The 22,964-nt window shown below is 53.8% G+C and carries 19 protein-coding genes; 13 read left to right on the plus strand and 6 right to left on the minus strand.

What is annotated here, in order from left to right; all coding sequences use genetic code 11:
* Position 1: 1 nt before the first annotated feature.
* From SH248x_RS03635 to SH248x_RS03645, 3 genes are all read right to left on the minus strand, one after another.
* Positions 2-1,825 (minus strand): SLC13 family permease, encoded by a 1,824-nt coding sequence (locus SH248x_RS03635; RefSeq protein WP_459557160.1) that lies wholly within the window; start codon positions 1,823-1,825, stop codon positions 2-4.
* Between the two features lie 90 nt (positions 1,826-1,915).
* The gene (locus SH248x_RS03640; protein ID WP_459557161.1) at positions 1,916-4,156 is read right to left on the minus strand and encodes a S9 family peptidase; all 2,241 of its coding nucleotides are present in this window, start codon (positions 4,154-4,156) and stop codon (positions 1,916-1,918) included.
* 78 nt (positions 4,157-4,234) lie between these two features.
* Positions 4,235-5,281: an isoaspartyl peptidase/L-asparaginase family protein gene (locus tag SH248x_RS03645; protein ID WP_459557162.1), complete on the minus strand. Its 1,047-nt coding sequence runs from the start codon at positions 5,279-5,281 to the stop codon at positions 4,235-4,237.
* Positions 5,282-5,802: 521 nt separating this feature from the next.
* On the opposite strand from SH248x_RS03645, the gene SH248x_RS03650 reads away from it, so the two are divergent.
* Positions 5,803-7,251: a DUF1254 domain-containing protein gene (locus SH248x_RS03650; RefSeq protein ID WP_459558574.1), complete on the plus strand. Its 1,449-nt coding sequence runs from the start codon at positions 5,803-5,805 to the stop codon at positions 7,249-7,251.
* 212 nt (positions 7,252-7,463) lie between these two features.
* Positions 7,464-8,246 carry a DUF5984 family protein gene (locus tag SH248x_RS03655; RefSeq protein WP_459557163.1) on the plus strand — a complete coding sequence of 261 codons (783 nt, stop codon included), beginning with the start codon at positions 7,464-7,466 and terminating at the stop codon, positions 8,244-8,246.
* A gap of 178 nt (positions 8,247-8,424) precedes the next feature.
* Here SH248x_RS03655 and SH248x_RS03660 read toward each other — a convergent pair whose 3' ends face one another.
* The gene (locus SH248x_RS03660) at positions 8,425-8,616 is read right to left on the minus strand and encodes a hypothetical protein (protein ID WP_459557164.1); all 192 of its coding nucleotides are present in this window, start codon (positions 8,614-8,616) and stop codon (positions 8,425-8,427) included.
* Positions 8,617-8,976: 360 nt separating this feature from the next.
* Here SH248x_RS03660 and SH248x_RS03665 point away from each other — a divergent pair, with 360 nt between their 5' ends.
* On the plus strand, positions 8,977-9,693 hold the full coding sequence (locus tag SH248x_RS03665; RefSeq protein WP_459557165.1) for an ankyrin repeat domain-containing protein: 717 nt from the start codon (positions 8,977-8,979) through the stop codon (positions 9,691-9,693).
* Between the two features lie 190 nt (positions 9,694-9,883).
* On the opposite strand, the gene SH248x_RS03670 is transcribed toward SH248x_RS03665, so the two are convergent.
* Positions 9,884-11,128, minus strand: a complete 1,245-nt coding sequence (locus SH248x_RS03670; protein WP_459557166.1) for an argininosuccinate synthase — start codon at positions 11,126-11,128, stop codon at positions 9,884-9,886.
* A 488-nt stretch (positions 11,129-11,616) separates the two neighbouring features.
* Here SH248x_RS03670 and SH248x_RS03675 point away from each other — a divergent pair, with 488 nt between their 5' ends.
* On the plus strand, positions 11,617-13,272 hold the full coding sequence (locus SH248x_RS03675; protein ID WP_459557167.1) for a polysaccharide biosynthesis/export family protein: 1,656 nt from the start codon (positions 11,617-11,619) through the stop codon (positions 13,270-13,272).
* A 171-nt stretch (positions 13,273-13,443) separates the two neighbouring features.
* A complete protein-coding gene (locus SH248x_RS03680) occupies positions 13,444-14,133 on the plus strand; it encodes a metallophosphoesterase family protein (RefSeq protein WP_459557168.1) in 690 nt (229 codons plus the stop codon).
* A gap of 154 nt (positions 14,134-14,287) precedes the next feature.
* Here SH248x_RS03680 and nadD read toward each other — a convergent pair whose 3' ends face one another.
* Positions 14,288-14,893, minus strand: coding sequence for a nicotinate-nicotinamide nucleotide adenylyltransferase (nadD, locus tag SH248x_RS03685; protein ID WP_459557169.1), 606 nt, complete (start codon positions 14,891-14,893; stop codon positions 14,288-14,290).
* An 86-nt stretch (positions 14,894-14,979) separates the two neighbouring features.
* Here nadD and SH248x_RS03690 point away from each other — a divergent pair, with 86 nt between their 5' ends.
* From SH248x_RS03690 to csrA, 8 genes are all read left to right on the plus strand, one after another.
* Positions 14,980-15,603: a hypothetical protein gene (locus SH248x_RS03690; protein WP_459557170.1), complete on the plus strand. Its 624-nt coding sequence runs from the start codon at positions 14,980-14,982 to the stop codon at positions 15,601-15,603.
* A 100-nt stretch (positions 15,604-15,703) separates the two neighbouring features.
* Positions 15,704-16,267 carry a hypothetical protein gene (locus tag SH248x_RS03695; protein ID WP_459557171.1) on the plus strand — a complete coding sequence of 188 codons (564 nt, stop codon included), beginning with the start codon at positions 15,704-15,706 and terminating at the stop codon, positions 16,265-16,267.
* Positions 16,268-16,406: 139 nt separating this feature from the next.
* Positions 16,407-17,279 carry a formyltetrahydrofolate deformylase gene (locus SH248x_RS03700; protein ID WP_459558575.1) on the plus strand — a complete coding sequence of 291 codons (873 nt, stop codon included), beginning with the start codon at positions 16,407-16,409 and terminating at the stop codon, positions 17,277-17,279.
* A gap of 172 nt (positions 17,280-17,451) precedes the next feature.
* Positions 17,452-18,309 (plus strand): TPM domain-containing protein, encoded by an 858-nt coding sequence (locus tag SH248x_RS03705; protein ID WP_459557172.1) that lies wholly within the window; start codon positions 17,452-17,454, stop codon positions 18,307-18,309.
* A 208-nt stretch (positions 18,310-18,517) separates the two neighbouring features.
* On the plus strand, positions 18,518-19,240 hold the full coding sequence (locus tag SH248x_RS03710; RefSeq protein WP_459557173.1) for a hypothetical protein: 723 nt from the start codon (positions 18,518-18,520) through the stop codon (positions 19,238-19,240).
* Between the two features lie 351 nt (positions 19,241-19,591).
* Positions 19,592-20,119 carry a hypothetical protein gene (locus SH248x_RS03715; RefSeq protein WP_459557174.1) on the plus strand — a complete coding sequence of 176 codons (528 nt, stop codon included), beginning with the start codon at positions 19,592-19,594 and terminating at the stop codon, positions 20,117-20,119.
* A gap of 52 nt (positions 20,120-20,171) precedes the next feature.
* Positions 20,172-21,983, plus strand: coding sequence for a DEAD/DEAH box helicase (locus tag SH248x_RS03720; RefSeq protein WP_459557175.1), 1,812 nt, complete (start codon positions 20,172-20,174; stop codon positions 21,981-21,983).
* Positions 21,984-22,358: 375 nt separating this feature from the next.
* The gene (csrA, locus tag SH248x_RS03725) at positions 22,359-22,574 is read left to right on the plus strand and encodes a carbon storage regulator (RefSeq protein ID WP_459557176.1); all 216 of its coding nucleotides are present in this window, start codon (positions 22,359-22,361) and stop codon (positions 22,572-22,574) included.
* Positions 22,575-22,964: the final 390 nt, after the last annotated feature.

The following is a 22,964-nucleotide window of genomic DNA, read 5'->3' on the forward strand; positions in this document are numbered from 1 at the left end:
TTTAAAACGGCAACAGCCAAGGCACCATTAATACGCTTACGACCATGACGATCAACGTGAATGGAACGCCGACTTTGACGAAGTCGATGAATCGGTAGTTACCCGGCGTGACGACCATTGTGTTCACAGGGGTTGAAACGGGCGTCATAAACGCAGCCGATGCCGCCAGCGCGACGATCATCGCGAACGGATACGGCGAGACGTTGAGCTGATCTGCAATCGTCAGGGCAATCGGGCCCATGAGGATCGCGGTTGCGGTGTTGGAAATGAAGAGTCCAAGCAACGCCGTCATCAGGAACAAACTGGCAAGGACGACTTGATTCCCCATTCCAGCCGTTGAATTCATCAGCGCATGGGCAGCCATCTCGACACCACCCGTACGCTGAAGGGCCGTCGAAAACGGAATCATGCCGACGATCAGGATCAGCGTCTTCCAGTCGATTGATCGATAGGCGCTTTCAAAATCGATACAACGAAACAGCCCCATCAGCAGGCAACCAATGAGGGCCGCCTGGACATTAGGGATCACGCCCAGAACCATGATGACAACGACCAGCATCAAAATGACGAGGGCATGCACGACTTTCTTCGGGGCAGGCAGAACATCGTCAACTTCCGCCGGCAGGTTCAACGCGAGCAAATCACCGCCGCCCACGATCCGTACATTTCGAATCGATTTCCAGGGTCCGATCACCAGCAGCGTATCCCCCACTTTGAGGACTTCCGACGAAAGCTTTTCCTTCACCGCTTGTGAGCCACGCCGAATCCCGAGCACGGAAAAGCCAAATCGGGTTCGGACTTCCCCCGCAACGATCGTCTTGCCGATCAGGCTCGAATCCGCCGGCACAAACAGCTCCGCCATGCCAATCTCTTGCGAATGATCGGTGAAGTGTGCGCCCGTCAGTGGAAGCTTCTCAAGGCCAAAGCGGGCCTGCATCTTCTCAGCATCCGCATGCGGCGCGAACAGGTCCACAAAAAGAATGTCGCCCGAATGGAATGAGGTCTTTGCCGTCGGTTGAATCAGCTCTCGACCTCGCTGAATGGCAACCAGATTTGCCCCTTCAGCCGCCCTCATTTCCAGTGATTGCAGCGTCTGTCCGATCAGCGGGGACTCATGCTGGACGCGCAGGCGATACTCCCGCTCGGCAAGATTGTAGCGTTTGATCCAGTCGAACAACGTGGGGCGGACGATGTGACCTGCGTGAGATTCATTGGATTTATTGGGCAGCCAGCGACAGGCAATCAGCATGTAGACGATGCCAAGAATCAGGATGGGAAGCCCAAACGGCGTGAAGCTGAAAAATCGGAAGCCGGCATGCCCATGCTGAATCAGTTCCGCATTGATAACGAGATTCGGTGCCGTCGCAACCAGCGTCATCATCCCGCTAATGAGGGCTGCACAGCTCAGAGGCATCATCAGTTGACCCGGCGCAAAGCCAGTTCGACGACAAATCGTCAAGACAACCGGGATGAAGATCGCCGTCACCGCCGTCGAACTCATCATTGAACCAAGACCAGCAACCGCTGCCATCAGCAACGCCGTCAGCCTGGTCTGACTCGACCCACCATACGTGACGAGCCATTCCCCCATCCGCCGCGCGACACCGGTCCGCACCAGCCCATCACCAATCACAAACAACGCCGCGATCAGCACGATGTTCGGATCGCTGAACCCTGCTAACGTTTCGGGGACGGAGACCGCGCCCGTCATCGGCAGGGCACAAATCGCGATGATCGCCACCGCGTCCATACGTGGACGATTCATGATAAACATCACGATGACGACGGCTAACAACGAAAGTACGGCAATCAGCGGAGTGATCATCGGGGCATGGAGTCCATCTAGGGGCTGCGTCGTGTTTCATGCGTCGCAGCCACCATAGTTGATCCCCGTTTCGCCTGGCAACCCGAAGGCTCACTCGCCTTTGAGGTGCTCAAGCAAATACTCTGTCATCAGATGATAAAGGTGACGCGTTGTCCCTGCTCCCGAATTAATCGAGTGATCCCGATTGGGGTAAGGCATGATCGTAAACATCTTATTGTGCTTGACGAGTTCATTGATCAGCTTCTCGGTCCCCTGGTAGTGCACGTTGTCGTCACCGGTTCCGTGAATGATCATCAGGTTCCCCTTCAAAGCGCCAGCATGGGCGAGAGGAGAGCCATCGCGATAACCTTCTTCGTTCGTTTCAGGCAGGCCCATGTAGCGTTCTTCGTAGATCGAATCGTACAGACTTCGATCCGCGACTGGTGCAACAGCAATCGCGGTATTGAAGACATCTGGATAACGGAAGATCGCATCCAGACTGCTGCTCCCGCCGCCACTCCACCCCCAGATCGCGACCTTGGCTGGATCGATGAACGAGTACTTCTTCACGATAGCCTTGGTTGCTTCTGCTTCTTCGTAAGAATTGATCAGCCCCAGCTTCCCATAGATGCATTTACGCCACTCTCGCCCGCGCGGACTGTTTGTCCCACGCGTATCGACACTGGCGACAATGATCCCCTTCTGCGCCAACATCGCATGCCACAGGTGACGAGACCCGCCCCAGACATCTCGAACCGTCTGACCGGCGGGCTCACCATAAACATGCATCAGAAGCGGGTACTTCTTCTCCGGATCAAGATCCGCCGGCGTGACGACATAGGCGTCGAGTTCAATCCCGTTTCCGATGTCGACCCGGACGAATTCCGTCTTCGGCATCTTGACCGCTGCGAGCGTCTCATTCAGTTTTTTCTGTTCTTTCATCACACGTTGAACGCGATGCTCCGGCAACTGCACAAGCGAAACAACCGGCGGCTTGTCCACTGTCGAAAAAGTATGCACCGCCCACTTCGCATCCGGAGACAGGCTATAGCTGTGTGATCCGACCTGATCGGCTGGCGAGAGTCGTTCCGATTCGCCACCATCAAGAGACGCACGGAACAGATAACGCTGCGTTGCGTTCTCAGGAGCCGCCATGTAATACATCCAGCCGCCTGCCTGATCGATGTTTGCAATCTCAATCAGATCGAACTCACCTTTCGTAATCGGCTTGAGTTCGCCATTCATATTCGCGCGATACGCGTGTCGCCACCCGCTCCGCTCGCTCATCCACAGAAAATCGTTCCCCAGCCATTCCACCTTCTCATTGAGATCAACCCAGGCATCATCCGTCTCTTTGAGGACGACGCTCACCTCACCACTGACAGGATCGGCTGCAAAGACCGTCAACTCATTCTGCAGACGGTTGAGTTGCTGCATGACAAACTTCTGCCCATCCGGCGTCCATTCCCCCCACGGCAGATAAAAATCACGCGGCTCTCCCGGAACCATCAACCAGGTCGTCTCACCACCAGTAACCTGGACAATTCCGACTTTGACTGCCGAGTTCTTCTCTCCCGCTTTCGGATAAGGAAAACGAGTCAGTTCAGGATACTTGCCATCCGTCTGATTGAGCATGACAAACTCTTTGACGCCGCTGGTATCAAACTGCCAGTAAGCCAGCTTCGTCCCGTCGGGTGACCATCGAAAGCAATCTCGCTGCGCAAACTCTTCCTCGTTGACCCAGTCACTCGTCCCATTGATCAGCGTCTCGCTGCCATTGTCCGTTAATGCCGTAATCGCCAGGTCATCCAGATTTTGCACATAGAGATTGTTCTTGCGTACGTAGGCGACCTTTTTCGTATCAGGCGAGAACTTCGCAAACATCATGGTTGAAGGCTCACCCTCGCCGCCGAGTTTCGTCAGCTTCTTGGTTTCGAGATTCAAAACCCAATAATCGCCACGCGTATTCTGACGCCATACTTTCCGCGAGTTGGTAAAGATCAACATCAGAGATTCATCTTCAGAGAATTCAAAGCGATCAATCCCGAGAGGTTTTTCTGCGCCAACTGGAATCATCTCCTGCGCGGTGACCAGAACCGTCTTCGCTTCCGTTTCCGGGTCAGCCTTCACCAGATCGCGTCCCTCTTTCCCCTCCGCCGGGGGAACGAACATGAAGTGATAAGGCCCCTTATGACTCCATCGCATGGCCCCAGCTGACTCCTCACGGAAATCCCGCTTGGAGAAAATGCGATCCAGCGTCAGCAGAGAAGGATCCGAGGCGGCGTCTTGTGCAGACAGGGGCGTCGCGACAAACAGGAGAAATGCGAACGCAAAAGCCAGAAAGTGTTTCATGTTGTTTTTGCCGGGCAGGATGAATCGAGGAGGAAGAAAAGCAGTCGAGCGCTCGCAAGGCATGGCGTGAAAAAGAACCTAAGGCAGAGGCTGTTCCCAGATCGAAACTTCAAAGCGACCAGAGGAATCAGCCACGCCGCGGGACATGGAACCTGTATTGTAAGGCACGCTGATGCTCCCCGTCTTGTCGACCGAGATCAATCCGCCGTCCCCTTTTTTTAAGACCCCATTGATGCAATAACCGGCGGCCCGTTCGAGAGTTTCATGGAGATACTCCACTCGAAACGAAATCGTCCCGGCAACCCGATGACGAATAAACTCCTCACCTGTCCCCGTGCAACTGACGGCAACCTGACGATCCGCGAGCGTCCCTCCCCCGACAATCGGCGAATCCCCGACGCGACCGACGCGTTTCCCTGTCCGTCCCCCTGTACTGGTGGCTGAGGCAAGATTCCCATGGACATCGAGAGCCACGCAGCCGACGGTGTTTCCAACTTCCGCCATCGCTTCGTAAGAGGGTGAGTTCATGGAAACCGTCTTATCGGGAAAGCCATAGGATGGCGATGTCAGGACCGGCAGGTCGTTCTGCTTTTGAAACGCCTGAAGAGCCTGGAAGCGAGACTTGCTATAGAAGTACGAGTTGGGAACGTCTTCGCATCCCTGCTGAATCGCGAACTCATCAGCCCCTTCACCCGCCAGGAAGTTATGATCAACTGTTTCCATCAGTCTGCGAGCTGCCGTGATTGGATTCTTAACACGTGTCACACAGGCTAATGAACCGCAGGCCAGCGTGCTGCCATCCATGATGCAGGCATCGAGCTGATGAAAGCCATCGACATTAAAAACAGCCCCGCGTCCCGCATTGAACAGCGGATTATCTTCGAGCACGCGAACGGTTGCCTCCACCGCATCCAGTGAAGTCCCCCCATCAGCGAGAATTTTCTGACCCACCGCGAGTGCTTCCGTCAGCCCCTGTTTGTAAACGGCTTGCTTCTCTTCCGACAGATCGCGAGCAATATTCGAGGCCCCGCCATGAATCGCGATCGCCCACGTTTTCTCTTGTCCCATCGCCGACGACACCGTCATCATCATTCCCAATATGAATGCGCACACAGCAACGTGCATGGATCAGGTCTCCCTGCCAATGACATCAGAGCGCGATGGTCACTGGAGATTCCGTTTCAAATCACGATACCAGAGACAATGACCTTTGAGAATGGAGGCTGTGACAGAGAGTCAGGAATGGATTCAGGAACGCGACTGTCATGTCACTGAATGGGGGCAAGAGGTTGTCGTTTCAATTCCCGTCGCCAGTTTCACACCGAGCAACTGACTACTCGTTTCTTTGCATTTCTTAGCAACATCTTGACCGTCTCAGCTCTCGACACACGACACGTCGACATTCTGCAGTTATGATATTAGTGCGCGGACATTCATCTCTATTGATTTCCCGGCCAGTAAAATTCCAAAGGCTGCCCTGGGGATTGATGCTGATAAGATCGCAAGTTTGTGTGTGGTTTCATAAAGAGTGACGCGTAAATTCCTGAACAACTTCAATCACGGCCGAAATGTTACCTCAGCAAAAGAATGCTGACCGAGAAAGAGAAGCACAAAAAATGAAACGGCCGAATCGAACACTCTTCAACATGCTGCTGTCCAGTACTGTTGCTCTCACCTTCTTCACTGGCTGCGCGAAGAAAAATGATCCCGTCTCCAATGCTGCAGAAGCCGACAAGAAAGCGGGCATCGCCGTGCCCGGCATCGAGGAAACAAAGGCCATTGCTGAGGAGGCATTCATCTACGGGCTGCCGCTGGTGATGAACTATGCCGTGATGCAGGAGTTCGCCGTGGACAAGAACTCCGGGCAATTCAAAGCCGGCTTTAATGAACTCAAGAACGAGCACCACGTCGCAACTCCCGAAGACACCGCGGTCATCACGCCAAACAGCGACACACCTTATTCCATCTGCTGGATGGATCTACGCGCCGAGCCGATGGTGGTCTCTGTCCCGGCGGTGGAGAAAGAGCGTTACTACGCCGTGCAACTCATCGACGGCAACACGTACAACTATGGCTACATCGGCAGTCGTGCAACCGGTCCCGATGCGGGCGACTATCTCGTGGTCGGCCCCGACTGGAAAGGGGAGAAGCCAGCAGGAATCAAGGACGTCTTCTCTTCGACCACGCCATTCGCTCTCACCCTGTTCCGCACGCAGCTCTTCAATGCCGAAGACATGCCGAACGTGGAGAAAGTCCAAGCAGGCTATAAGGTTCAGCCGCTCTCCACATTCCTCAAGCAACCCGCGCCGCCTGCCGCGCCAAAGATCGATTTCCTGCCCGCCAACACAGCAGGGATCAAGGCGAACTTCTATGAGTATCTCGACGCCGCGCTCCAGTTCGTGCCCGTCACGCCCGCCGACCAGGAGATCCGTACGAAACTGGCAACCATCGGCATCGGACCGGGCAAGCCGTTCGACTTCAAGGACCTCTCGGTCGAACACAAGGCCGCTGTTCTGCTTGGCATGAAGGAGGGCGACGGCAAGGTTGATAAGTTCCTCAGCAGTGGCATGAAGAACATCAACGGCTGGAATGTGGGAGCCTTCTTCGGCGATGCTGCTTTTTATCAGGGTGATTGGCTCAAGCGAGCCGGTGCAGCCAAAGGAGGCCTCTATGGCAATGATGCCATCGAAGCCACATATCCCTATACCCGCGTCGATGGAGCAGGAGAAACGCTCGATGGTAGCAAGCATCGCTATACCATCACGTTCCCTTCCGGACAACTCCCGCCCGTGAACGCGTTCTGGTCGGTCACGATGTATGACGGCAAGAGTCAACTCCTGATCAAGAACCCGATCAACCGCTACCTCATCAACTCGCCGATGCTGCCAGACTTGAAGAAGAATGACGACGGCTCGCTCACACTCTATATCCAGAAAGACAACCCCGGAACTGACAAGGAAAACAACTGGCTCCCCGCGCCCGACGACACCATCTATCTGGTCATGCGACTTTACTGGCCGAAAACCGAGACACCTTCCATCCTTCCCGCTGGCGAAGGCTCATGGAAACCACCTGCCATCCAGCAGGTGAAGTAAGTCGACAACGCATTTGCGTTGTCCCTTACCGCCGGGGGCAGGTAAGAACCGCGATGCAATGCGTGGCTTTGGGTATGACTCAGAAAAGCCCTATTCGTGTCCTGTCATCCCACTGATTAGTAAACTTAAATCCCGCCAGTAGTCGCGAACGCTGGCGGGATTTGAACTTTTAGGCCACTCTTCTCCCTGTAGGGAGCGAATGTGGGAAAGACATGGCGTTATTTGAATTTGAACTCTCGCCCGTCGAAGAGATCTTGCCGTGGGGAGAGCCGGGCAATCAGAGCTTAAGCTGGTTTGCCTTGAGCTATGGTCGATTTCGTATGGTTGTTGGTGAGCAAACGCTATTTCGCTATACCGATGAGATACTTTCGCATTGGGAAATGACTGATCAAGACGCCGACTACCAAATCGCTGCGTTTGCGCGAGACTTACTGGGAAGCGTTGCCGCGGCGGTAGCACCACTTCCGCCAACAATTGAACGGCTTGCCTCGGACTGGCCGCGTTTGATGGAACTGAAGAAACCTTGTGACGAAAAACTAGAATTTGACGAACTTTGGTATCAAGCATGGGAATGGCTTGCCGAGCGATCACCCTCTACCCCATACCTGGTGGCGTGCCCCAAGTTTCAGATGGTGCGTGTCGGGACAGAACTACGAATTCACTGGGACAATCGAGAGCAATTGATCGATGGGATACAAGTTTGGACGGCCCGACAGGGCGTCCATGTCATTTCAGTTGAGGCATTTCTGAATGAAAGTCATGACTTCGCTCGACGTTTGCTATCTGAGATGCACCAGCGCATTATTGGACTGGAGACTGGAACAATGAAGCCGCAAGTCGAGGTGAGCACCAGTTCGCTACGAGAGCAGCACGAGAGTTGGAAGGCAGAATTCGCGTCATACTTCGGTGAGTATCTGACTGACGTCTCATGGCCGGAAACAGAAAATGCCCTACGGGAAATTGCAGAGAGAAAAGGGCTCAAACTTATAACTTGAAGATCACTGCGCGGACCATCAGTTTCGAGCGGAAAAGAAGGCAGGTGGCGCCGCAACGAAATCGCTCCACGACCCAAATCGCCATAATTGATTCAGCAAACCAAATACACTCTTGGCCACAAAACTAAGCTTGATGGAAAATGTTCTAACGCATCTCTCCGCCTCGCCTGATCGGTGATCATCTTTTGGACTGACCTTCGGCATCGCTCTGCTTCAACAACACTTCCGCCTCCAATCCAACACTCCTCAACGACTGCTCCAACTGCTTGATCTCTTTCTGCGACAGCTTCGCGAAGATTTTCTCGATCGTCGCAACGTGTGCTTTGAAGATTGGCTTGATCACTGACTTCCCGTGAGGTGTCAGTTCCACCAGCCGGATTCGTCGATCTGATGTGCTGGTTGGAGGTCGTCTAGCCGGAGTCCTCACAGAACACGGCGGTGGCACGGGAATCGCTCTCGCATGGGAACTACAACTGCTCGCGGGTAACAGTCGGTAGACCAAGAAATCAAACATTAATTAATGAGGTTGCACCGGGAGAATCGGATGCCTTCTTCGGATCTCCCGGCGGCAACAACGAGAAATCATACGAATGGATTAGACGACAGATCTGCTCCGTCAGAATATGACTGACAGTTGTTGTTTGGCATATTCGCGATGAGGTTATCATTGTGTTTTAATACAATGATCTTGTCTCGAGGCACGAAGATGGTCACATGCGGGAAAAGAAAGATGGCAGAATCATGTTCTCTTAAAGAGTGGTTTGCAAATTGTGGTGGATGGAAACCTTCTCACGATCTGAACGCCCTCCGGACCGGCATTTCATCCGGTCTACTAAATGAACAAGACAAGCATGGAATGTCTGCTCTCGCTTTTGCAGTCGCTTCTGGATGGCTTGAAGGTGTGAATGAATTACTCGCGGCCGGAGCAGACATAGAGTTGCGATCTTATCGGACTGGTGAAACCGCACTTTACACGGCCTTACAGGTTAAGAATGACGGGATCATCACATCTCTGATTGCCAGTGGTGCGAACCCGGATTCACCGAATTATTGGGGAATCACACCAAGATTTTGGGCATCCAGAAAAGGATTGAGTTGTTTTGACCAAATCCTCGTTCGTGAAACACCATTGCCTGCTCCCCATTTCCAAAATGCTGAACATCTGGCTGACCACCATTATCCTAACTTCCAGATCCCAGATCGAAGTGAACGCGAGATGATGCAGATTGGTCAGGCTGTCGATCTTTATGTCTATGGCCCAAAAACAGAGACCAAGCAAGACGCTGTTAAGGTCAGGATAATCTCGAAGACAGGATATGGAGCAGAAGTCCGCTACGTAGGTGATGTCGAAACTCCGATTGAGAGAACTCACCTTCACAATTCGATGACTGTGGTGGAATTCGGACCAGAGAACATTGCCTCTGTGTACTTGGTAAAGTCGATCTAACGAAATTCCAATTTCTTAGAGTCGATATCCCCTCGTTTTCAGTAGAGATGAAAACCAGCAACTGGTCTCAAATGAGACCAGGGGATTAAAACCTAGACCACCCAAACTCCAGGCCCCCAAACCGCCCACAAAAAAAAGCGGGAAGGTCTTCACCTTCCCGCTTTCGATTTCTTCAGCCGAGCAAGAAGTCTTACTCAGACGGCGGCACAATGCGTGCTGGACGCACGGTTGGTTCGCCTTTGAGGAGCTGCTGACGGGCCTGGGTTTGTTGGGCCAGTCCATGGATTCGGATGAAGCCGATGGCTGTGTCGTGTGGGAACTGATCCCCTTCTTCGTAGGTTGCCAGATCCTTGTTATACAGGCTGTGCTCGCTCTTCATGCCGGTGACGGTCGCGGCTCCCTTGAACAGCTTCACGCGGACGTGACCAGAGACGTATCGCTGGTTCTTCTCGACGAAGCCCATCAGATCCTGGTGGAAGCTCGAGTACCACAGACCATCATAAATGATGTCGGAAACAGTCTGAGCAACGTACGTCTTGAACCGCATCGACTGACGGCTCAGAGTCAGATTTTCCAGTTCACGGTGAGCCAGGTGCAGAATGACCGCAGCAGGGGCTTCGTAAACTTCGCGGCTCTTGATCCCGACGAGTCGGTTCTCGACGTGGTCAATTCGTCCCACGCCATGCTCGCCGCCAACTTTGTTGATGTACTCGATCAAAGCAACGCCATCCATCTTCTCGCCATTGAGCGCGATCGGGCGACCTTGCTCGAATTCGATCTCAATCTCGACACTCTTATCTGGAGCGTCTTCCGGAGCGACCGTCCACTGATAGGCATCTGCGGGCGGTGGCAGCCATGGATCTTCCAGAACGCCGGCTTCGACGCTGCGTCCCCACAGGTTGACGTCGGTCGAGTAGATCGACTTCTTGGTGGCTTCGACTTTGATGCCGTGCTTCTCGGCGTACTCGATTTCTTCAGTTCGAGTCCAGCGCCATTCGCGGACAGGGGCGATGATCTTCAGGCGAGGGGCCAGTGTCTGGAAAGAAACGTCGAAACGAACCTGATCGTTCCCTTTCCCCGTGCACCCGTGAGCAACGGCATGAGCGCCATGTTCTTTGGCGATTTCCGTCATGCGCCAGGCGATCAGGGGACGCCCGAGAGCCGTCGCCAGCGGGTACTTCCCTTCGTACATACAGCCAGTCATCAGCGACGGCCAGACGAAGTAATCGACGAACATATTCCGGACGTCTTCCACAATGGCTTCGACAGCGCCCGTTTTCAGGGCCTTTTCCTTGATTCCAGCCAGATCACGTTCCTGACCGAGGTCGCAGGTGTACGTGATGACGTCCATGTTGTACGTCTCTTTGATCCACTTGACCGCGACGGAGGTATCCAGACCTCCCGAATACGCGAGAATCACTTTTTCACGAGCCACGACGAATCCTTACTTTCTATAGGCGGGGACTGACACAATGTGCGGATGCACCCGCCATGATATCAGATTCCCAAGGGAACTAAAGAAAACGGGGCCTCAGCAGGGAAATTCATCTGACTCGAATTTTCCTAAAGTTGATAACTTCTCCCTCTTCCGGATTTGACCTGACTTCTTCCTTCCTGTCTATCCACGGTTTCCGATGCTTTCTCGCGTCCGAAACGCTTTCACGCTGATTGATCTGCTTCGCGCTCTGCTCTCACTTCGCCTACCAGCCGTCCAGACAGCGCGAATTGGTGCGCATTTCAACACGTATCAACAAACCCAAACAGAGGAGTGAGAAATCTCATGCTCTTTAATGGACGGTTAAGTGGCTGGCGACTTTCAATTTGAGATCAAAGACAGCCCCGCAGTCTCCCAGGATTGCGTAGTCTGACAATTTAAGGCCTATTCCGACTGTAGCGGTCGCAGTGACTGTGCCGATATTACCGTTGAGTGATTCCGCTGACTCGTTTCTACTCAATTCAATCTGGGCCAAAATGCACATCCAACCGCTCCAACGCCTGTTGCTGGCGATTTGCCTGCTCGCAGCGTGTGGGTGCGCGGGATTTCATCCGATTCGCGGCATCGATGCTGACCAGCTAGGCGGTCAATATTTCACTCCCAATGGCGTTCGATCTCAGCAACAGCCGATCGATTTTGGCCTCCTTGGACAAGCCAAGCCTCTGGAACACCGCGTTGACACGGGTGATGTGCTCGGCATCTTCATTGAAGGGGTCCTCGGCAAAGACGAGGAAGCTCCTCCGGTCTTTGCACCGGGCTCTGATAACGCCGCTCCCCGCATTGGCTACCCCGTCAAAGTCCGTGAAGACGGGACGATCTCCATCCCGCTTTCCGAGCCGGTTTACGTTCGCGGCTTGACGCTTCGAGAAGTCGAGAACGAAATTCGACGCGCCCAGACAGGCCCCGGCGGGATGCTCGCCTCGGGAGCCCGCCCAAGCACAGCAAAGATTATCGTCTCCCTGCAAAAAGCTCGTTCGTACCGCGTCATGGTTGTACGACGTGACCGACCTCAAGATGTCAACGAAGTCTTCGAAGCCTCCCAGGTCAACACCATCGTCACCCGCAAGGGAAGCAGCATGCTGGTCGAACTGCCAGCTTACGAAAACGATGTCGCCCACGCCCTCGTCATGAGCGGCGGCCTTCCTGGACTCGATGCAGAAAACGCCGTCTACGTCATGCGATCACGCGGTCGTTACTGCCAGCTGTGCGCCCAGGAACGCTCACATCAGAATCTGACTCCACAACAACAAACGCCGCTCGCTCCCGAGCCCATTCCTGTTCCACAGATCAGCCCGATGGGCGGCTTCCAGCCCACGCAGGGTACCGGCTCCGGCTGGTCGATGCCGCAACGAGCTGTCTTCCGCGGGCAGAATATCGAACAGCAGGTTTACCAGTATGATTCGGAGTACGACCCCGGACGTGTTCAACAGCTGACTCATGAAGACTTCGCCCCCCAGTATCAACTGGACCTCAACGGCGACAACGGCTACTCACTGCCCCAAGCCGCAGAGCCCTATGTCGAAGACTACTCGTCGTGCCCACACCAGGATGCAACTCTGAAGAACTCAACCGTCCTTCGTATCCCGCTGGCACTCTATCCTGGCGAAGTCCCAACTTTCAGTTCCGAAGATGTCCTTCTCTACGACGGCGATACGGTCTTCATCGAATCGCGTAACCGGGAATTCTTCTTCACGGGCGGACTTCTGGGCGGCGGACAATTCCCTCTCCCGCGTGACTACGATCTGGATCTCATCGGTGCGATCTCACTGGCCGAATCTCGTCGAGTTCTCAGCAATAAGAGCATCGGCGGAGCTTCGGTCCTGAATCAGGATGTCACCGTCGGAGCCTCAAGGGTCATCGTCATGCGAACGATGCCCGATGGCTGCATCGTGCCGATTCGGGTCGACCTAAAAGACGTCAAATGCGATCCAAGTAAATCGATCATCATCCAGCCGGGGGATCGCATCTTCCTGCAGTACACCAAGCCAGAAGCCTGTGCCGCCTTCTTCGAGCGTCACCTCTTCGATGGCCTGACCAATGGCTTTGCGAGTGGCTTCGCCTTCGGTGCTTTTGGAAGTAACTGACGCCGTGCTAAGCTGTTGCTGGAAAATGTATCCAGCGAGCTTGATATGAGCCCCTATCTTACCGTTGATACCCAAATTTGGGCCAATCGTGTTCCAATCGGTTCGTGAGCCCGGTATTGTGGAACTTTCCGCTCGGACTGGTAAGGCCACAAATACTTAGGCAGGGGAACTATGACGTCACCCAGACTGATGGCCATCGGCGACATCCATGGCTGTGATCGTGCACTCGAAACATTACTCCAAAAACTCGACATCACATCCGATGATACGCTGATCATCCTCGGCGATATGATCAACCGCGGTGCCAACAGCAGACGTGTGATCGAGATGCTGCTCGAGATGCAGAAAGCCTGCCATCTCGTCACGATCAAGGGGAATCACGAAGAGATGGTTCTCGAAGTCGTCAAAGGTCGCAAGCCCGCGCACCTCTGGATGGAATACGGCGGCAAAAGCACACTCGAATCCTACGGCGGCTCGATCTCGAACATCCCCAAGAGCCACATCGATTTCATGGAAGACTGCCTTCCCTACTTTGAAACCGAACAATACGTCTTCACACACGCCAACCTCGAACCAGGCGTCGCACTCGGCGATCAGGACAAACAATTCCTCCGCTGGCAGAAGTTCAAAAAGAACCAGCCCGTCTGGGAAGAAGGACGCACTGTCGTTGTCGGCCACACCCCCCAATCCTCCGGCCTGCCCACTTTGATCGACGGCTGGATGTGCATCGACACCTATGCCTACGCCGGCATGATGCTCACCGCGGCTGACTTAACCAACGACCTCTTCTACCAGACTCACACCAACGGCAACTTCCGAGCGACGTTTTCGTACGACGAGCTGCGCATGCTCATGGCATAAAAGTCGTCCCTTCTCCCTTGAGGGGAGCCGTGTTGCATTCCTTCTCCCTTGAGGGGAGAAGGGGCCCGAAGGGCGGACCAGGGTGAGCGATAGGCATCCATCCGCTCACAATGTTAGTAACAGCCAGCAGACAATATTCGTTTCAAAACACACCTCACCCCTGCTTATAAAACCCATTCGTCTCGACATACCGCTCCACCGGACGCGGTGTCTGAAATCGAATTCCTTTCCCTTCCCCAATTCGCTGTCTCAAGTCGCTCGAGGAAATCGCGACGGAGACCATCGTCACGATCTGGATGCGTGAAGCGGCTGCTTCACCTAGTTCTGCTTTGATGTGATCCAGCGACGGTTCTGCCTCACCGCCACGATTGACGGCAATCACGCGAGCCAGTTCCAGAATACGGCTCGGATCTTTCCACTTCGAAAAGTCGACCAACGAGTCGGCTCCCATCAGCAGGAAGAGTTCGTCGTTTGCGAACTCGCTGGCCAGCTGTTCCAACGTCTCGACGGTGTAGCTGATTCCTTCTCGCTTGATCTCGCGTCGATCAACCACGAACTCTGCCACTCCCGCAGTCGCCAGATCGAGCATATCGGCACGAGCTTTCCCTGGCGTCATAACAGCATCCGGCTTGAAAGGCGACCTCGCGGCAGGAAGGAATCGGACCTGATCCAACTGGCCTGCTTCCCGACAGGTTTCTGCCAGAAGAAGATGCCCGAAATGCACCGGATCAAAAGTTCCGCCGTAGATGCCGATCCGCATGAAATCTGTCCTGAGTCTGTTGAACGCTGCCGAACTGACGTTGAAATGGTTCTCGTCACTGCCAAGCGGATGATAGAATCTCGTCCATGAGCACGATAGTCCCGGCTGATCAGAATCCCTTTGCGTCGAGGTATCTCGATTCGCTGCCGTATCAGTTTCTCGACACTCGGATCACACTGGAATCGCTGCTGACCAGATGGGAACAAATGGGGCATCGCGCCGCCATTGTCGGGCCATGCGGTCATGGCAAGTCGACTCTCCTCGATAGCCTGCGAGTACTCCTGCACGAAAAAGGCTACACCACAACACGCATCAAGCTCTCTCGCGGCGAATGGCGATTCACTCGAGAGCATCATGATCAAATTCTCAATGCCATTCAAAACCAGCGCATTCTGCTCCTGGATGGTGTCGAGCAACTTCCCTGGCTGTATTGGGCATGGTTGAAGACGTTCGGTTGGCCAAAGTCTTTTCAGCTCCTCATCACGTCGCATGTCAAAGGAAGACTGCCAACGCTGATCGAAACAAAGACCTCGCCGGAATTACTTGGCTGTCTGATCGAGAGGCTGCTTCCCTGCAGCAAAATGACGGATTCAGAAATCACGGTGCTCTTCAATCAGCATCATGGGAACGTTCGCATGGCTTTACTGGAACTGTACGACCGGGCCTCGACCGGCGAGCTGAAAAAATCGTTGCCCATTCACAACGGATAAACGATTGACTAGACTTAACGGGTCAACCTGAACAACGTCAGATGACATGGATTTTTCCCCACACATTCCTCCCGGAAACTTTTACGACAAGGACGACACCATGCCTCGAAACTCACTCCTCACCCTGGGAATGGCCTTTCTCTCCTCCATCCTGCTGGCTGGCTGCCCCGAGCAAGGCGCTATGAAAACTGCGACCGACGCGGATATGAAGAAGGAAGCAGAAAACGCAGAACATGCCCACGAACACACCGCACCTCACGGCGGTCACCTGATCGAACTCGGCAAGCATGAATACACCGCCGAAGTTCTCTTCGACGCGACCACCAAAGTCGTCACGATTTACGTCCTCGGTGCCCATGCCGATGTCCCTGTTGCGGTTACCCCCACCGATATCAGTTTTCATATGGCTCACGGCGATCACGAAGATGAGCTGACCTTGAAGGCCGAGCCACAGACAGGCGACGCCGAAGGCAAGGCCTCGAAGTTCATTTCTGAACCTCAGCACGACCACCTCAAAGAAATCGCTGACATCGAAGCCCTCCATGGCCACGTGCACGTCAAGATTGGCGACAAAGAATACGAAGGTGAACTGACTCACAACCACAGTGCCGAAGGTCACGATCATGATCACGACCACGAAACCAAGCCAGAAGCAGCGAAGTAATTTTCGCCTTTGACTCTCGTCTCCTCATGGGATGACAATAGACAAACAATTCGAGCCGACGAGCCTTACAGCCGTCGGCTCGTCTTATGTCAAACACCTTGAATTCCACATCCAGACTCTCTTAACGGCGATCATTGGCATGCAGGTCATTATCACAGCAGTCGGTCCCGATAACAAAGGCCTCGCGGACCCGATCGTTCATTACGTCGCGACGGCCGGGGCGAACATCTACGAAATCCAGATGTACGACCGAGACAGCGAGAAGCTCTTCGCCATGATGCTTCGCTGCGAATGGCCAGCGCAGAATGAATCGGTTGCCTCCCTGCGAGAAAAGATGAACGAGATCGGGCAGCAGAAAAGCCTGTCGATCCGCACCTGGTCACGCGATGAGCATCCGCGTCCACCCCGCATCGCGATCTGTGCGACCTATCGAACCGAGACACCACTCGCGGTGCTTCGCAGCATTCGAGATAATCGTCTGAAAGCCACCTGTGCCCTGATGATCGGGAACCGCAATACGTGTCGCGGAATCGCAGAGCAGTTCGATGTCCCGTTTCAGAACATCGGCGATAAGCAAGGAAATCCTGACAACGACAAGTTCGTCGCGTTGCTCGATGCACACGAGATCGACTATGTCGTCCTCGCTCGCTACATGCGCATTCTCCCCGGCAGGCTTTGCTGGGAATTCGCAGGTGGACGGATCATTAACTTGCATCACGGCCTGCTTCCTTCGTTCCCGGGTTTCCAGCCATACAAAGATGCTTACAGCCACCACATGCTGACTTATGGTGCAACGTGCCACTTCATCATCCCTGAACTCGATGCAGGAAATCAGATCATCAACCAAACCTGTTTTACGGTCTTCCCCGGAACCCCTCTGGAGGAAATTACCAGACAGGGCGAGTCGGATAACGAGCCAGCATGTCTCGTGGAAGGATTAAGACGAGTGATTGACCGGGAAGTCGAATTGCATTTCCACCGGGTTGTGAGAACAAAAAAGAATAGCCATTGATCCAAAACGGGCTGCCCTGCGTTCTGTTCGTTGACTCAACAATTCAAACATAAGTGACACAGGCATTCCTGCCTGTGTATGAATGCTCGCTATTTGAGAATCCGGACAGACAGGAATGTCTGTCCCACTTGTCGATACAGTAGTGAAGCAAACCAGTCGTCGAGAGAATCGAATGCACAAATTCGCCGTGTTCGCAATGTTGCTGCTGTGTGCTGCGTCTGAGATGGCGATGGCTCAAGCTCCGGCTAACCCCGATGTCAACAAGGGACCAACCAAGCCGACGGCCGGTTTCGTCGTCGACGATGCCGATATCGTCACCCAGGCCGATGAGAAGACAATCAATGAAGAAGCTGGCAAGCTTCTGAACGAGACCAGGATCCCGCTCTATGTCGTTACGGTCCGAAGCATGCGAGATCTGGAAGGAAATCCATCGAGTATCGAAAAGGCAGCCCAGGACCTTTACGACCGCTGGGGCATTGGCTTCCGCGAAGTTGATGGCAAGGCGTTCAACAAAGGCATGCTGCTGCTTGTTGCTCGGGATGATCGCAAGGTGCGCATTGAAATGGGAGCCGGATACGGGAGTTCCAAGGATGCAGAAAGCAAGCAGATCATCGACCAGATTCTCGTTCCCCATTTCCGCGCCGGGGAATACAGTGCCGGGATTCTCGCTGCATCCAACGCGATGTATGAACTGGCCAGTGGAAAGAAGATGACCGCGCCAGCCAGTGGAACGATCGGAAATACGACGGGCAGCAACTCACTGTTGTGGGGCGTCGTCCTCCTGGTGATTGGCGGTGTGACGGTCTACTCCCTCATGAACAGCGGACGTTCGGGGTGGGCGTGGATCTTCTGGGGCGCGCTCTTCAGCTTTATCGGACTGGCTCTGTATCACATGCTCCAAAGCTCTGGACGATCGTCCCGCTGGGGCGGCGGCGGAGGAGGGGGCTTCGGTGGAGGAAGCTTTGGCGGTGGCGGCGGGGGATTCGGTGGCGGGTTCTCCGGCGGCGGTGGTGCATCCGGCAGTTGGTAATTGATTCGCAGTAAGAGCAGTTTTGCAATTTGGTTGACCAGGAGAGAATGTAGGGTGCTGGTGAGGCTTTGCGAACCGCACCAAATGGGCTCTCAATACGAACTGGGCTATGAAAGTCGATTTGGTGCGGTTCGAAGACTCACCAGCTCCCTACTTTTCTGACTGTTCGCAAGTGGATTAATCCGACACCAGTGATTCAGGAAACACCATGATCCAGGCTGAAAAACTTCTGAATGAAGACGAACGACGCAAAATCAGTTTCGCCATCAAAGAAGCAGAACGAACACTAGACGCCGAGATTCTCGTTGCGGTCGCAGACTCGTCCGGACGTTATGACCGTGCCGAGGACATCTGCGGATTGTTCTTCGGGATCCTCTGCATGATTGTCTCGTGGAGCATCATGCCATTCCCGATCACCGAACTGCACTCCTGGGCCTCGCCAAACTACTCGCTGTATCTGGCTGGGCTGATTCTTCCGCTGATCCTGGGCTTCATGGTTGGTGTCTGGATGGCCTCACAAGTTGACTGGCTGCGGGCTCTCTTCATCACACCGGTGCAAATGAAGGAAGAAGTGCAGCGACGGGCCTTCAGCACGTTCTTCGATCTGCGTGTGCATCACACCTCAGGGCAACACGGAATCCTGATTTATATCTCGCTGCTCGAACATCGCGCAATGATTCTGGCCGACTCGTTTGTGATCGACCGCCTGGGAACGACCGGCTTACTTGAGAACATTTGCAACGAATTAGTGACTCGCATCAAGGAGAAGCCACTCGGCGATGCCATCTATCTGACCATTTTCGATTGCAAACAGAGTCTGGCTTCCCAGCTTCCTCGTGCACCGGAAGATCCCCCCGTTGATACGCGTCCTTCCGGGATTCTCCAGTATCGCCCACTGCCCGATGTCGTTGTGCTTCTGGGAAAACTTTAGATCTGGCAGGAACTATGCTCACGACATCAGACTTCGCAGCCGATGCGGGCTCGCTGCTGTTTGAAAATGCTGCTGTTAAACTGTGACGACTACATAAATCTGACCATGCGGTCGCGCGAAAACATGACTCCTGACGAGAATTTTCCGGTCAGCACACTGCCCGCAAGGTCTGCTTAATAGCTATCTTTCTCGCCGCTTGACGAGCTGAAAAATCGGACGCCCGAAGAGACTCAAGTCTCTCGACCGCGCCCGCCGATGCAGACTCTGTCGCGTCGGATGGGACGCTGTCCGACAACCCAGCTGAGATCAGTCAGCGCAATTCCGACAACTAGATTAAGAGGGATCTGCCTTATGGCAACTGCCGCCACAGGGAAGGATATCAAACTCGGATTCCTGACCGTCATCGAAATGGCGGATCGTGGATTCATGGGAGGGCTGCTTGTGACAACGCTCACCGGCCGTCCTCTGGAATTCCAGTGTACGACGCCCGTACAGCCGAATAAAACGCAACAGATTCTCTACGGGACAACGCTGGGGCCGTTCATTAAAGGCGAGCTGATCGCCAAGACGCTGCTGGAACGTGTTCAGATCAAGCCCGTCGCGATTCTGGTTGATCAGCTCGATATCCTCGGCCTGAGAAACCACATCGAAACCCCCGTCGCCGTCCTCAAAACCGATGACACAACCGGCAAGCCAAACGACGCCGAACACGCCAGACGAACTCATAATCGCAATGAACTGTATGCTCTCAAAGCATTCAGCGAAGATCTGGCGATTATTGCAGAAATGCTCAAAGGCATCCCTGCGGAAGCGGATCTGGGCGAACCGCTTTATCGCACGAATGAGGCATTACGCGAGACCCTCAAAACGGCTGCGTAAGGCTATGTAACGACTGATTCAACGCGACTCCAAAACGATCAAGGATGATCCCATGGAAGAAGCCCAAGAAAACGCTGATCTCACTTCACAGTCCATCAATCTCGGCCTGAATCCACAGATTCTTGTCACGGGAATGAATTCGGCAATGGCCCGCTGGTCATCAGTGATGCTGCAGGACGTCCCGCTGCTTACCAAGCCCGGCTATGTGCCGAGCTGGAAGCCGATGTTTGGAAAGGTGAAGACGTTCGGCGTCAACTTTCCAGACAGCGTCGAATTCCTCAAGCCCAAGGTCGTCGAGGAGAAAAAAGCTCACGAAGAGCCTCCCAAGCCGAAGAAGGTGGAGAATGAAGGCGAAGAAGCTGCGGAGAAGCCGAAAAAGCCCGCCCGCATCAAGCCTCCCGCCGATGCGATCACGCTGGAAGATCGCCTCTTCTATATGCTTCAACCCCCGCTGAATTCCTGGTTTTCCAGCCAGGAACTCGTCATGCCGTTCGAGCCGTTTCCTTATCAGTATGAGGGAATCGCGTGGCTGTTCTCGCAGAAATCGGCCATGCTCGCCGATGGGATGGGCCTTGGGAAAACCATGCAGACGATCACAGCGATCCGTCTGTTATTAAGAGCTGCCCAGGTACGACGTATCCTCCTTGTCTGCCCCAAACCGCTGATTCCCAACTGGCAGCGCGAATTCAAATTTTGGGCTGAGGAAATTCCGATCACCACCTTAGAAGGGGACACGGCGAGACGCAATATGCTGTGGTCGATGGATCGCGCCCCGGTTCTTCTGGCCAATTATGAAGTGATGGTCCGCGATCTGGGCGAGCGTCCAGAAGAGGATCTGCCCAAGTTTGACCTGGTTGTCCTGGATGAAGCTCAGCGCATCAAGAATCGTGACTCTCGAACGTCAGATGCGGCTCGAAGCATTCCTCGCAAAAAATCATGGGCATTGACGGGGACTCCCATTGAGAATCGTCCGGAAGAAATGGCCTCGCTGTTTGAATTCATGGGAGTTGTGCCCGAACGTGCCACGCCCGACCTGAGGCAATTGAAACTGCTGGCTGATGTCTATGTTTTGCGACGAACCAAAGACCTCGTCATGAAAGACATGCCTCCTTTATTGGATCGGGAAGCACTTCTCGAACTCTCACCCGCTCAGAAATACGCCTACGAGACGGCGGAAAAGCATGGCACGATGCAACTCGATGCCATGGGTGAGGAGATCACGATCCAGCACGTCTTCGAACTCGTCATGCGACTCAAACAGATCGCCAACTACGACCCGGTTACCGGGGAATCGGTCAAGCTTGAGCGTCTCGTCGCTGATATGGAGGAGATCGCCGCCTCAGGCGAGAAGGCGATTCTCTTCTCTCAATGGACGAAAACCATCGACTGGCTCGCCGAACGCATGCCCGAGCAATTCGGAACCCTCGTTTACCATGGCGGAGTGGCCCATAAAGACCGCGAGCCGATTCTCAAGAAGTTCAAAGAGGATCCCAAGTCTCACCTGCTGCTCATGAGTTACGGCACAGGGGCAGTCGGCTTGAACCTGCAGTTCTCGCATTATGTCTTCCTGTTTGACCGGTGGTGGAATCCGGCTGTCGAGGATCAGGCGATCAATCGGGCTCACCGCATTGGCGTCAAAAAGCAGGTTATCTGCACCAAATTCATCTGCCAGGGGACTGTTGAGGAACGAATCGACCTGGTCCTCAAAGAGAAGCGTGAGATGTTCAATCGCGTTTTAGGAGACGGTGATGACTCGTCGAAGTCGCTGAGTCTCAATGCATCGGAAATCTTTGGACTGTTTGATATGAAGGCCCGACACAAGGAAGGCGTTCGTAAGATCCAGCCCAAGAAAGAAGTCGCCTGATACGTCTGCGGTGGTCACTTTCGAAAACGAAAATCCAGCGATCCGTCAGTTTCCCTGAGTTTCGATGTGTTTTTCCAAAGTCAAATTGATTACCGGTGTTTCTCGAAGTTTTCAGCTGATTCAATTGGCTTAAAGCGTACGACCAACACAGATTAACGCCCGTTTTGGCTCGATGTTCAATTTCGAAAAACTCAGATCGTTTTTCGTTCAATTTTGAGCCGAACAAACCTTTGTAGACGATTGTGAAAGTTCATCAGTGTCTATCGCTCATGAGGAGCGAAGCGATTGTTTGAACTGAATTCATTAAACTTTAAATTCCCCCATCCCAATCATCCCGGCTGGCCAATTTGATGGCTGGTCCTGAGGAGAGTTCCCATGCTCGTTCTATCTCGTCAACGTGATGAAAGTATTATCATTGGCGATAATATCGTGATCACGGTCGTGGATATCCGTGGGGATAAAGTACGTCTGGGAATTCAGGCTCCGACGGAAATTCCTGTTCACCGTCAGGAAGTCTACGAAGCCATTCAGCGCGATTCGCAATCATCAAACAATGGCAAGCCTGCGAGCACACCATCGCCACGCCAGTAGTCGGCAAGTCGGGACGGAGTCGGCGATTACCGGAAATTTCTACGCTTAACGATTTAAGACTCAGGTTGCTTTTTTCCTCCGATCATTCTGCCAGATTTCGGCAGAATCGCTACGACCGGAACTTCCTGCCTACTTTGCTAAGGCTGCTCATTACCTGTGTTTTCTCCAGGCTGTTTATTTTACCGAACATTCATTTTTTCTCTAAAGCAGTCATCCCTGATCGTCGATAGATCGAGACAGGTTCTTGCGCAATTCGACACGTACAGTCGGTCTGCGACTTGACTGCCACTCATATACCGCCCGCGTTTGGTTCGAAGTGATCTACGATCGAGATCATTTCCCCTCCCAAGCACGACCCAGCGAACGGTCTTAAAAGGTGGGAAATGAAAT

Source organism: Lacunimicrobium album (genome assembly GCF_052161635.1).
Taxonomy (GTDB): Bacteria; Planctomycetota; Planctomycetia; order Planctomycetales; family Planctomycetaceae; genus SXPC01.

Excerpts from the sequence above, each read along its gene's own strand:
- SH248x_RS03635 (WP_459557160.1), bottom strand. The coding sequence starts at position 1,825 with ATGATCACTCCGCTGATTGCCGTACTTTCGTTGTTAGCCGTCGTCATC.
- SH248x_RS03640 (WP_459557161.1), bottom strand. The coding sequence starts at position 4,156 with ATGAAACACTTTCTGGCTTTTGCGTTCGCATTTCTCCTGTTTGTCGCG.
- SH248x_RS03645 (WP_459557162.1), bottom strand. The coding sequence starts at position 5,281 with ATGCACGTTGCTGTGTGCGCATTCATATTGGGAATGATGATGACGGTG.
- SH248x_RS03650 (WP_459558574.1), top strand. The coding sequence starts at position 5,803 with ATGCTGCTGTCCAGTACTGTTGCTCTCACCTTCTTCACTGGCTGCGCG.
- SH248x_RS03655 (WP_459557163.1), top strand. The coding sequence starts at position 7,464 with ATGGCGTTATTTGAATTTGAACTCTCGCCCGTCGAAGAGATCTTGCCG.
- SH248x_RS03665 (WP_459557165.1), top strand. The coding sequence starts at position 8,977 with ATGGCAGAATCATGTTCTCTTAAAGAGTGGTTTGCAAATTGTGGTGGA.
- SH248x_RS03680 (WP_459557168.1), top strand. The coding sequence starts at position 13,444 with ATGACGTCACCCAGACTGATGGCCATCGGCGACATCCATGGCTGTGAT.
- nadD (WP_459557169.1), bottom strand. The coding sequence starts at position 14,893 with ATGCGGATCGGCATCTACGGCGGAACTTTTGATCCGGTGCATTTCGGG.
- SH248x_RS03690 (WP_459557170.1), top strand. The coding sequence starts at position 14,980 with ATGAGCACGATAGTCCCGGCTGATCAGAATCCCTTTGCGTCGAGGTAT.
- SH248x_RS03695 (WP_459557171.1), top strand. The coding sequence starts at position 15,704 with ATGCCTCGAAACTCACTCCTCACCCTGGGAATGGCCTTTCTCTCCTCC.
- SH248x_RS03700 (WP_459558575.1), top strand. The coding sequence starts at position 16,407 with ATGCAGGTCATTATCACAGCAGTCGGTCCCGATAACAAAGGCCTCGCG.
- SH248x_RS03705 (WP_459557172.1), top strand. The coding sequence starts at position 17,452 with ATGCACAAATTCGCCGTGTTCGCAATGTTGCTGCTGTGTGCTGCGTCT.
- SH248x_RS03710 (WP_459557173.1), top strand. The coding sequence starts at position 18,518 with ATGATCCAGGCTGAAAAACTTCTGAATGAAGACGAACGACGCAAAATC.
- SH248x_RS03715 (WP_459557174.1), top strand. The coding sequence starts at position 19,592 with ATGGCAACTGCCGCCACAGGGAAGGATATCAAACTCGGATTCCTGACC.
- SH248x_RS03720 (WP_459557175.1), top strand. The coding sequence starts at position 20,172 with ATGGAAGAAGCCCAAGAAAACGCTGATCTCACTTCACAGTCCATCAAT.
- csrA (WP_459557176.1), top strand. The coding sequence starts at position 22,359 with ATGCTCGTTCTATCTCGTCAACGTGATGAAAGTATTATCATTGGCGAT.